10 protein-coding genes are annotated in these 9,784 nt (G+C 57.4%); 8 read left to right on the forward strand and 2 right to left on the reverse strand.

The features are described from left to right. The first annotated feature begins 23 nt into the window (after positions 1 to 23). Genes nifE through M3G15_RS10390 form a run of 6 tightly spaced genes read left to right on the forward strand, consistent with a single transcriptional unit; the run spans position 24 to position 5,541 of the window. Entirely contained in the window at positions 24 to 1,385 is a 1,362-nt protein-coding gene (gene nifE, locus M3G15_RS10365) for a nitrogenase iron-molybdenum cofactor biosynthesis protein NifE (RefSeq protein ID WP_260070827.1), read from the forward strand. Beyond that, complete coding sequence (gene nifN / locus M3G15_RS10370) at positions 1,382 to 2,707, forward strand: nitrogenase iron-molybdenum cofactor biosynthesis protein NifN (protein WP_260070828.1); 1,326 nt, start codon at positions 1,382 to 1,384, stop codon at positions 2,705 to 2,707. Before nifE ends, nifN begins: the two co-directional genes overlap by 4 nt. Then, positions 2,682 to 3,095 carry a NifB/NifX family molybdenum-iron cluster-binding protein gene (locus tag M3G15_RS10375; protein WP_260070829.1) on the forward strand — a complete coding sequence of 138 codons (414 nt, stop codon included), beginning with the start codon at positions 2,682 to 2,684 and terminating at the stop codon, positions 3,093 to 3,095. The genes nifN and M3G15_RS10375 overlap by 26 nt, the downstream gene beginning before the upstream one ends. Then, the gene (locus M3G15_RS10380) at positions 3,092 to 3,574 is read left to right on the forward strand and encodes a NifX-associated nitrogen fixation protein (RefSeq protein ID WP_260070830.1); all 483 of its coding nucleotides are present in this window, start codon (positions 3,092 to 3,094) and stop codon (positions 3,572 to 3,574) included. The genes M3G15_RS10375 and M3G15_RS10380 overlap by 4 nt, the downstream gene beginning before the upstream one ends. Positions 3,575 to 3,599: 25 nt before the next feature. Further along, positions 3,600 to 4,385 (forward strand): HesA/MoeB/ThiF family protein, encoded by a 786-nt coding sequence (locus tag M3G15_RS10385; RefSeq protein WP_260070831.1) that lies wholly within the window; start codon positions 3,600 to 3,602, stop codon positions 4,383 to 4,385. 16 nt (positions 4,386 to 4,401) lie between these two features. Beyond that, entirely contained in the window at positions 4,402 to 5,541 is a 1,140-nt protein-coding gene (locus M3G15_RS10390; RefSeq protein WP_260070832.1) for a homocitrate synthase/isopropylmalate synthase family protein, read from the forward strand. A 41-nt stretch (positions 5,542 to 5,582) separates the two neighbouring features. On the opposite strand, the gene modB is transcribed toward M3G15_RS10390, so the two are convergent. Together modB and modA are read right to left on the reverse strand one after the other, a co-directional pair. Then, a complete protein-coding gene (modB, locus tag M3G15_RS10395) occupies positions 5,583 to 6,257 on the reverse strand; it encodes a molybdate ABC transporter permease subunit (protein ID WP_260070833.1) in 675 nt (224 codons plus the stop codon). A gap of 6 nt (positions 6,258 to 6,263) precedes the next feature. Continuing rightward, positions 6,264 to 7,133: a molybdate ABC transporter substrate-binding protein gene (gene modA, locus M3G15_RS10400; protein ID WP_085169184.1), complete on the reverse strand. Its 870-nt coding sequence runs from the start codon at positions 7,131 to 7,133 to the stop codon at positions 6,264 to 6,266. A gap of 149 nt (positions 7,134 to 7,282) precedes the next feature. Between modA and M3G15_RS10405 the strand changes: the two genes are divergently transcribed. Together M3G15_RS10405 and M3G15_RS10410 are read left to right on the forward strand one after the other, a co-directional pair. Then, positions 7,283 to 8,269 (forward strand): helix-turn-helix transcriptional regulator, encoded by a 987-nt coding sequence (locus M3G15_RS10405; protein WP_009225932.1) that lies wholly within the window; start codon positions 7,283 to 7,285, stop codon positions 8,267 to 8,269. Between the two features lie 158 nt (positions 8,270 to 8,427). Then, positions 8,428 to 9,784: dynamin family protein (locus M3G15_RS10410; RefSeq protein WP_260070835.1), on the forward strand; the 1,357-nt coding region annotated here is incomplete at its 3' end.

Below are 9,784 nucleotides of genomic sequence, written 5' to 3' on the forward strand. Positions count from 1 at the left end.
CACAAGCGGGAGGGGCTGGACGGATGGAAGCGATCAGGTTAACGGGTTATTCAGGAGTTCAGGAATCCTGCGGCAAAGAAGCGCCGCAAAGCAAACCGTGCCCGCGACCCAAACCGGGCAGCGCTGCGGGAGGATGTTCGTTCGACGGTGCGCTTATTACGTTGCTGCCGATTGCAGATGCGGCTCATCTGATACACGGTCCCAGCGCCTGCGCAGGAAACAGTTGGGGGACGCGGGGCAGCCTGTCAAGCGGCCCCCGGTTATCGGCGTATGGATTCACCACCGATGTAGGCGAGCGCGATATTATTTTTGGCGGGGAACGGAAGCTCCGTGAGGCGCTTCACTATATCGCTACGCGGTATTCGCCTCCGGCGATTTTTGTTTATGCCACCTGTATTTCGGCGCTGACGGAAGAGGATATCGATGCGATCTGCAAGCAGGCGACCGAGGAGCTTGGTGTGGTGTGCGTGCCCGTGAATAGCCCGGGATTTGTCGGCAGCAAAAACCTGGGTACCCGCCTGGCCGGGGAGGCGTTGTTCCAACATGTGATCGGGAGTCTGGAGCCAGAGGTTGCTGCTGAATCCGGGGTGAATTTGATCGGGGAATATAACATTGCCGGCGAGCTGTGGGATATCGAAAGGCTGCTGAATCAGGCGGGCATTCGGCTTCACGCGAGGATTACCGGCGACGGCCGGTTTCGGGAAATCGCCGGAGCCCACCGGGCAAAAGCCAACATGATCGTATGCAGCCGGGCATTGCTTGGACTCGGCGTGAACATGGAGAGGAAATACGGGATTCCTTATTTTGAAGGGTCTTTTTACGGAGTCAAGGAAACCAGCTATTCCCTCCGCCAATTGGCCTACTTGTTGAATCAGCGGGAGGTGGAGCGGCGCGTTGACCGGCTGGTGGAGCAGGAGGAAGCGCGCGTCAGGCGCGAATTGGCTCCTTATCGGAAGAAGCTAAAAGGCAAGAAGGCGGTGCTCTATACGGGGGGAGTCAAAAGCTGGTCGGTGATTACGGCGCTGCAGGAGCTGGGAATCAAGGTTGTGGGTGTCGGGACGAACAAAAGCACCAGCGGCGATCTTGCGCGAATTGCCGAACGAGTCGGAGAAGAAGCGGCGTACATTGACGATGGGGGAGCGGCACGGATCCTGAAGACGGTGCGCGAGCGCAAGGCCGACGTAGTGATTGCCGGCGGTCGCAATATGTATATGGCGCTGAAGGAGCAAATTCCGTTCGTGGACATTAATCAAGAGCGGCATACCGCTTACGCAGGGTACGACGGCTTGATTCGTCTTGCTAAACAGCTAACCCTCGCGATGGAGCATCCCGTCTGGGATTTGGTTCGCTCGCCAGCCCCATGGGAACGGGGGAATCCTTCATGACGCTGCGGACAAATGCGAAACCGCTGATCTGTAATCCGTTAAAAACCAGCCAGCCGCTGGGTGGTGTGTTGGCGTTGCAAGGCATTTATCGCTCTCTGCCGATCCTCCATGGATCCCAGGGCTGCGCTTCGTTTGCCAAGACGCTGCTGACCCGGCACTTCCATGAACCCGTGGCGGTACAAACGACCGCTTTGCAGGAAATGGACGTGATCTTTGATGCCGACCGAAACTTGATCGAAGCGTTGGAAACGGTGCTGGAAAAGCATCGTCCGGATTGCATCGGCGTGATCAGCACGGCGTTAACGGAGGCGTCGGGAGCCGATTACGCCGGAACCCTGAACAAATTCAAACGGGAGCGGTGCCTTAAGGATACGCTGGTCGTCACCTGCTCGCTTCCGGACTATCGCGGTTCGTTGGAGTCGGGCTTCAGCGCGATGACTGAAGCGGTGTTTGACGGCTTGCTGGAGCAAGCGGGACGGAAACCGCAGAAACCGGTCAAACGTCAAATCAATTTGCTTCCCGGCTCTTGGTTGACTGCCGGAGACGTCATGGAGCTCAAGGAAATCATCGGTTCCTTTGGCTTTGATGTGCTCGCCCTTCCTGATGTATCAACCTCGTTGTCAGGGCATTTGCTGACCGGGTTTACCCCGCTAACCCGAGGTGGAGTGCCGCTGGATGCTGCGCGGCAGATGCTGCGCTCGGAGTTTACCATCGCCATTGGCTCCAGTATGGAACGTCCGGCTCGGCGGCTGTTTAACGGGGCGGGGATTCCGTACCGCGTATTCCCCGGCCTCACGGGACTTCAGGCCAGTGACGCTTTTTTTCACTTTCTGCAGGATTTAAGCCGGGAATCGGTTCCGGTCCGATATCGGTGGCAGCGGGAAAATCTGCTGGACGCGATGCTGGACGCCCACTTCTATTTTGCGGGGGCCAAGGCGGTGGTCGCTTTAGAGCCGGATCACTTGCTTTCATCCGCCGCTTGGCTGGAGGAGATGGGGGTTGAGTTTAACGCTTTGGTCGCTTCGTATGATGCGGCATGCCTGCAACAAACGGAGCGGGATATCCTGGCCGGCGATTTCGAGGATGCAGAACGGTTATCGGAGGGGGCTGAGCTCTGGATTAGCAATTCCCACGGTAAACATAGCGCCGAGCGCTGCGGGGCGGCTTTTATGGCGGCGGGATTTCCAATTCTTGATGAGCTTGGCGCGTATACCTCGTTAACGATCGGATATCGGGGGACGATGGAGCAGATTCATAAAGCCGGGAATCGGCTGATGCAAAGGGAGGGGAAACGCCATGCGGGTCGCGTTCGCCACGGATGACGGGCAACATGTCAACGCCCATTTCGGCCATGCCCCGATGTTTACGGTTTATGAGATTCGCCAAGGCAGCGTCGTTTCCTCGGAGAAGCGTTGCGTTCCCGCGCATATTGCGGGAGACGAGCTAGGGAAAATCGATTTGCGGATCACGCTCATCGAGGATTGTACCCTCGTGTTTTTGACTCAAATCGGGGCCTCCGCCGCAGCGAAGGTGACGCGGCGGAAAATGATGCCGGTGAAAGTGCAAACAGGCGTGCGGATTGAGGATCAGGTCGGCAAGCTGCTGGAGCTGCTTCGTGGGAAGCCGCCGATGTGGCTAAGCAAGGTGCTCCGGGCCGAGGAGGACGCCGTACAAGAGAACGGATCGCCTCAGGAGGAGGGGGAGCGATGAATGAAGCTTTAAATAATCAGCATGAAGCGGAGCAAAGGTTGCTACAGCTGTTTTATCACTCGCTATGCAGCTTGATCGATGCTTGGGATGGGCTGGGAAGGGCTGCCATGCTTCAGCCGATGGAGAAGATTGAACGGCTGCTGCTGTTCTCGCCGGAAGAGAAGCAAGCGTTAAGCAGGGATTGCCGTCCAAGCCCCAAACTCCGCCGTCAGGTGGAGCACGTGTTTCAGGCTATGGCGGTCGCGCTGGAGACGGAAACCGGTGATCTGGTACAAAGTATGGTCGAAATGAACGAGGAAGGCTTCGGCAGGGCGATCGTGTGCAGCGGGCGACTGATCCTGGTTTCAACGACGCTTCGAGCCGGGCTGCGTTTCCCCTTCACTTCACGGATGAAGCTGGATCGATTTGTGCTCAGCGGAATGCAAGAAGCGCTCGTATGGCTGTCGCGATTCAAGGATGTGGCTGCATGCGGGGAATAAGGCCGTTAAACAGGGGGGCGAAAGCATGTCATACTTGCATTTGGGAGCGAAGGTCTCGAACCAGAACGGGGGAAATGCTGAGGGGGAGCCGGAGGCGTTCCTGCGATACGAACGTCAGCTGCGTTTGCTTGGCCGGGAAGGGCAACGCAAGCTGAAAGCCGCGACCGTCATGGTGGCCGGCATTGGCGGACTTGGGGGCACAGCGGCGCTCTACCTGGCTACGGCGGGGATCGGCCGGTTGATCTTGGCGCATGAAGGGGTGATCGGGGAACCGGATCTCAATCGGCAGATCCTGATGGACGCGGAACGAATCGGCCAAGAGCGGATGGCAACCGCGGTGCAGAGCTTAAAACGACTGAATCCGGAGGTCGTGATTGAAGGATATAACGCCAAAATCACCGCAGCGAGCGAAGCCTGGGTTCGGCGGGCGGACCTCGTAATTGACGCGCGGTACGATTTTCCCGAAAGGTACGAATTAAATCGGTTGTGCGTTGCGGCGAGAAAACCGATGGTCGAAGCGGCGATGTATGGGTTTGAAGTGTCGCTGACGATGGTTATCCCTGGTGTAACTCCTTGCCTGGCATGTATTTATCCGGAACAGGAGCAGGATTGGGAGCCGTTTGGATTTCCGGTGCTTGGCGCCACCTCGGGCTTGGCCGGCTGCCTGGCGGCGTTAGAGGCTGTCAAATGGATCGCCGGAATTGGTGAGCCGCTCGTCCATCGAATGCTGCGGTTCCACACGTTGGACCTGAGCCAATTCGTGGTGGCGCTGCGGCGAAATCCGGATTGTGCTTGCTGCAAATCGCGATAAAATAGGGGGCTCATTCATGAAAGTCTTGCGCATTTGCGATACCACGCTGCGAGACGGGGAACAAGCAGCGGGTGTGGCCTATACGGTGGAGGAGAAGCTGGAAATCGCCAAAGCCTTGGTTGCTTGCGGCATCGAGCAGGCCGAAGTGGGGATTCCGGCGATGGGCAGCGAGGAGCGCGCCGCGATTCGCCGCCTTCTTGCTTTAGGCCTCCCGATCCAGTGGATGGCCTGGAACCGGGCGCGGCGTGCCGATATCGACGCGACGCTTTCGACAGGGGTGGATTGGGCCCATATCTCCCTACCCGTCTCGGACATTCAAATGAAAGCCAAGCTGGGGGCGGGACGCTCCGAGATCATGGAACTCGGTAAGGCCGCAGTAAACTATGCTTTGGAGAACGGCTTAACCGTCTCGATTGGGTTCGAGGACGCTTCTCGGGCGGAGCTTGGATTTTTGCGCGAGCTGATGGAAACGCTGGGACGAGAGGGAGTGCGCCGTTATCGTTATGCCGATACGCTCTCGATGCATCATCCCGGCGGTTTGCAAGAAAGAGTTGCTGTGTTGCTGACGGGCTGTCCCGATGACATTGAGCTGGAGATTCACTGTCACAACGATTTTGGTTTGGCGACGGCCAATACGCTGGCAGCCATCCAGGCCGGCGCCAAGTGGGCGAGCACAACCGTGCTGGGGATCGGTGAACGGGCGGGCAACGCCCCTTTAGAGGAAGTCGTTATGGCCTGGAAGCATCTCTACAACGGGACTTGCACAGTACGCGCCGAAAGCTTGAAGAGCTTGGCAGAGCTCGTAGCCCGGGCCGCCGGGAGAGGGATTCCCGAAGCTCGGCCGCTGCTTGGCCGGCTGGCGTTTGCTCACGAATCCGGCATTCACGTGGACGGCTTGCTCAAAGACCCGCGCACCTACCAATCGTTGGATCCCCAGGAACTTGGCATGAGCCATGAATTTCTGCTCGGCAAACATTCCGGGCGAAGCTCGGTTCGTCAGGTGCTGCGGAAGGAGGGAGTGGAGGTCAGCGAAGGGCTCCTCGTTTCCTTGCTTCATCGGCTGCGGCAAACGGCAGGAGAACGCAAGCGTCCGGTTGCCGATTGGGAGGTTAGGCAATGGGCGTTGGAGGAGCTAACTCAACAACATGAAGCCTAGAATAACCCCCCGCCAGAAAGAGATCTGGCGGGGGATTTGGTTTAGTCGTTTTTCAATCGGGAGGAGATCAGCAGCAGGCCGAAGGACAGCAGGATGGTGCAGCCGGTCAGGGCCCAGGCCAGTTGTAGATTTCCGGCATCAACTGCAAAATAAATCGCCGTCGGAATCGTTTGCGTTCGGCCGGGGATGTTGCCGGCGATCATCATCGTTGCCCCGAATTCCCCCAGCGCACGGGCAAATCCGAGAATAAATGCCGCCTGCAGCGAACGAGAGGCGAGCGGCAGCACGATATAGATAAGCACCTGCCATTCTCCGGCTCCCTGGGAACGGGCGGCGTCTTTCAAATGTTTATCCACTTCAAGGAAGCCGGACTTCAGCGTTTGATAAATCAGCGGGAAGCTGACGACGGCCGCAGCGACGATCGCGCCAAGCGGCTGAAACACAAAGCTGATGTTGAACAGGCGGTCCGCTGCCTGTCCGATCCAGCTATTTTTTCCCAACACCACCAGTAAAATAAACCCTACCACGCTTGGCGGCAGAACGAGCGGAAGGAGAAAGACGGTTTCCACCAGCGTTTTCCCGTAGAAGGAGGCCGCGGACATGCGCCATGCCACCAGTAACCCTACCACAAAAGCGATGGCAGTGGCGGCGATGGACACTTGCAGTGATAACGTGATCGGCTCCCAGAACGAAGTCGAGATTTCAAATGTACGCATGTGAGGTTACTCCGCCGGGGTGAACCCGTATTTGACGAACACCTGCTGGGCTTGGTCGCTTTTTAAAAATTCGTAGAAAGCTTTAGCTTCGTTGCGATGAGCGCTGTCCTTGAGCACTCCGATTGGATATTCAATCGGGTCATGGCTTTCGGCTTCTGCGGTCAAGGCCACCTTCACCTTGTCCGAAAGGGCTGCATCGGTTTTGTACACGAATCCGGCGTCGACATTGCCGGTTTCTACATAAGACAACACCTGCTTGACGTCCTTCGTCAGCACTAGATGGGATTGCAGCGGCTCCCAAAGCTTATGGTAGGTAAGAGCTTGCTGCGCGTATTTTCCGGCCGGGACCGATTCAGGGGTGCCAATGGCGATATCGCCGAGCTTGCTTAAATCTTCCATGCTTTGGACCTCTGCGGAACCGTCCTTGGGAACAACCAGTACCAGATCATTGGTCAGCAAATTGGTCTTAAGTTGATCGTCAATGAGACCTTTGTCGACCAAGGCATCCATCTGCTTGGTTCCAGCGGAGAGGAACAAGTCGGCCGGCGCGCCCTGTTCAATTTGCTGCTGAAGCGTACCGGAAGCGGCATAGTTAAAAGTGAGCTTCACTTGGCTGTGCTCGGCTTCATATACGCCCTTGAGTTCATCCAAGCTTTCGGTTAAGCTGGCGGCGGCAGAGATGAGCAGCTCAACTTGCTCAGCCGGTTCAGATGGATTCTCAGCTGTTGTGGACGAAGAGTTTGCCGCGTTGCTGCTATCGGCGCTTACCGAAGATGTGTTGCTGGAAGAAGCAGATGGATCGCTGCATCCCGCGGATAGGAGTAGAATAATGGCTGCGAATGCGGCCAAAAAGGGCAATTTCAAAAACTTTTGCATATGGAATCCTCCTTGGTTATGTCTAATTATAACTAGATTATACGAAACATAACTAGTTGTATAGATCACTTAGGGAGCATTCATTGAAAAAAAGGGAAATCCCCGGTAAGATGAGTCTAGTTGCATGAACTATGATGAAGGAGTACGCTATGACCGAACCGATCTCTTATACAGCCGAGGAAATCGCCAAGCTGTTGAAGGTGTCCAAGCTAACTGTCTACGATCTAATCAAAAAAGGAGAGCTTCCTGCTTATCGGGTAGGTAAACAGATGCGGGTGGATTCCACCGATCTGGAAGCTTATAAGCAGAGAGCCAAAGGCGGGGCAACGCCTCATGCTGCCGCTGGTGTGCCGGTATTCCAGGTGCCCTATACCGTGCCGCCTCGGCCGGATGTCGATGGTGGAGAAGCGCTCGGTGCAAGAACGCTGGTCATTACCGGGCAAGATCCAGGACTCGACCTGCTGGCGAAAGCGCTGGAATCGAGGCTCCGCGGGTGCCGGCCGTTGCGTTCTTTTGCCAGCAGTATGGACAGTTTGGTGGCCATGTATAACGGTGCGGTAGATATCGTGAGTACGCATCTGTATGACGGAGATACCGGGGAGTACAATTTGCCTTATATCCGCAAACTTTTTATTTCCCTTCCTTATATGGTGTTGAATTTTGCGGCACGCCGGGCTGGATTTTACGTCAAGCAGGGCAATCCGCTGGGGATTCGCTCCTGGGAGGATCTGACGCGGCCGGGAATTCGGTTGATTAACCGGGAAAAAGGCTCTGGCGCTCGGGTGCTGCTGGATGAACAGCTCCGCAAGCACGGGATATCGCCGGATTCCATTATCGGATACAACCAAGAGGAAACGTCGCATATGGGCCTTGGCGGGCGAATTGCCCTCGGCCAAGCGGACGTAGGTATCGGCAGTGAGAGACCGGCTAAGATCGCCGGACTTGAGTTTATCCCGCTCACCCTGGAGCGGGTGGATCTCGTCGTCCTGAACAAACCGGAAAACCGCGAGTGGATCGCCAAGCTGCGCGAAGCGCTGGAATCCTCTGAGCTGCGCGGGGTGCTCTCCTCGCTTGGCGACTACGATCTGTCGCTCACCGGAAAGGTGTTAGCGGATCGGGAGGCCGGGTTATATTAATAAATCTTGAACCGTCTCCATTTGGGGGCGGTTTTGTTGTACAGGAAGCCCGCAGGGAAGCTGCGGCAGGGAGCATTTCCAAGCGCCCGGGGAAATGTTAAAATATGAATAATTAAAATGAAACTTGATTTCGCAGCGTGGAAAACGGAGGGGCTTGGATGGATCGGACGATGACGAAGACGGACTACGAACTGCAGGAGCGGCTGCATCAGCTGCAGCACTTGCTGGAGCAGGAAGGAGATGCAACCGCGGCGGCGGAGCTTCGGGAAGTGGGCGATAAGCTGGGCCGACGGGAGCTGGTTGCGGCGTTTTGCGGCCATTTTTCGGCAGGGAAGTCGAGTCTGATCAATGCACTAAGCGGCAAAGCGGTGATGCCGGCCAGTCCGCTACCTACCAGCGCCAACGTGGTACTGATCCGGGAAGGGGAGCCGCGCGCGCTGCTGACGCCAGCCGATCCGGCGAAACCGAAGGTCGAGGTGCCGGTGGACGAGGTGGTAGCGTATTGCCGCAACGGGGAGGAATATGCCCGCGTTGAGTTGTGGGACCGGGTGGAGCTGCCTCCGCGCGGCGGCGTTCTGCTGGATACGCCGGGGGTCGACTCCAACGACGCCGGCCATGCGATGGCCACGTATTCTGCGTTGCATTTGGCGGACGTTGTTTTTTACGTGATGGATTATAACCATGTGCCTTCGGAAACGAATTTAAGCTTTGCCAAATCGCTAAGCGATTATGGGAAGCCAGTGTATATGGTCGTGAATCAAATCGATAAGCATCGGGAGGCGGAATTAGCCTTCGAGGCGTATCAAGCCTCGGTCAGCCAAGCGTTCCGGGCATGGAATATCGCGGCGCAGGGGATATTCTATATCTCTTTGAAGCGGGAGGATGCCCCCGGGAACATGCTGTCCCAGCTGAAGCAGGTGATCCGCGACTTGTTTGGCCGGGGGGACGGTTTGCTGGAATACGGCGCTTCCGCGGCGGCGGCTCAGTCGGTCGAAGGGTATTTGGCCCGGGCGGCCGAAGCGGAGCAGGCTCAACGCGAGCAGCTCGAAGCAGAGGCGGGCGGCGAAACGGATGTGCCAGCGCTGGAGGAGGAGTTGCGTCAGTTGGAGTTGGTTGGCCCCTTGGGAGACCAAGCGTGGGAATCGCGGAGGCAGGAGTGGTTGTGCCGCATCGGCAGCCTGCTGGAGACGGCCCAGTTGATGACGCCGCCGCTGCGGGAGCTGGCCGGGCGTTATCTGGAAAGCCGGGCGCCGGGGTTTAAGGCGAAAGGCTGGTTCGCCGGCGGGAAGACGGAAGCGGAGAAGCAGGGACGTCAAGCCGAGTTTCTCCAGGCGCTGGGGGAACAAGTCGAAGCGCAGCTGGATTGGCATGTGCGTCAGGAGCTGCGGGCGATTGGCCAAGAGCTGGAGGTCTGGGGCGAGACCTGGGAGCAGCAGTTGGACGAGCGGATGCCGAAGGCGGAGGAAGCGTGGATCACAGAGCCCCTACCGGGCGGAGCGATGCTGTCCGGCGAGG

The organism is Paenibacillus sp. p3-SID1389 (genome assembly GCF_025151705.1).
Lineage (GTDB): Bacteria > Bacillota > Bacilli > Paenibacillales > Paenibacillaceae > Fontibacillus > Fontibacillus phoenicis.

Coding starts and splice junctions, on each gene's coding strand:
- nifE (WP_260070827.1), top strand. CDS start 24: ATGGAAGCGATCAGGTTAACGGGTTATTCAGGAGTTCAGGAATCCTGC.
- modB (WP_260070833.1), bottom strand. CDS start 6,257: ATGCGTACATTTGAAATCTCGACTTCGTTCTGGGAGCCGATCACGTTA.
- M3G15_RS10385 (WP_260070831.1), top strand. CDS start 3,600: ATGTCATACTTGCATTTGGGAGCGAAGGTCTCGAACCAGAACGGGGGA.
- M3G15_RS10380 (WP_260070830.1), top strand. CDS start 3,092: ATGAATGAAGCTTTAAATAATCAGCATGAAGCGGAGCAAAGGTTGCTA.
- nifN (WP_260070828.1), top strand. CDS start 1,382: ATGACGCTGCGGACAAATGCGAAACCGCTGATCTGTAATCCGTTAAAA.
- modA (WP_085169184.1), bottom strand. CDS start 7,133: ATGCAAAAGTTTTTGAAATTGCCCTTTTTGGCCGCATTCGCAGCCATT.
- M3G15_RS10405 (WP_009225932.1), top strand. CDS start 7,283: ATGACCGAACCGATCTCTTATACAGCCGAGGAAATCGCCAAGCTGTTG.
- M3G15_RS10375 (WP_260070829.1), top strand. CDS start 2,682: ATGCGGGTCGCGTTCGCCACGGATGACGGGCAACATGTCAACGCCCAT.
- M3G15_RS10390 (WP_260070832.1), top strand. CDS start 4,402: ATGAAAGTCTTGCGCATTTGCGATACCACGCTGCGAGACGGGGAACAA.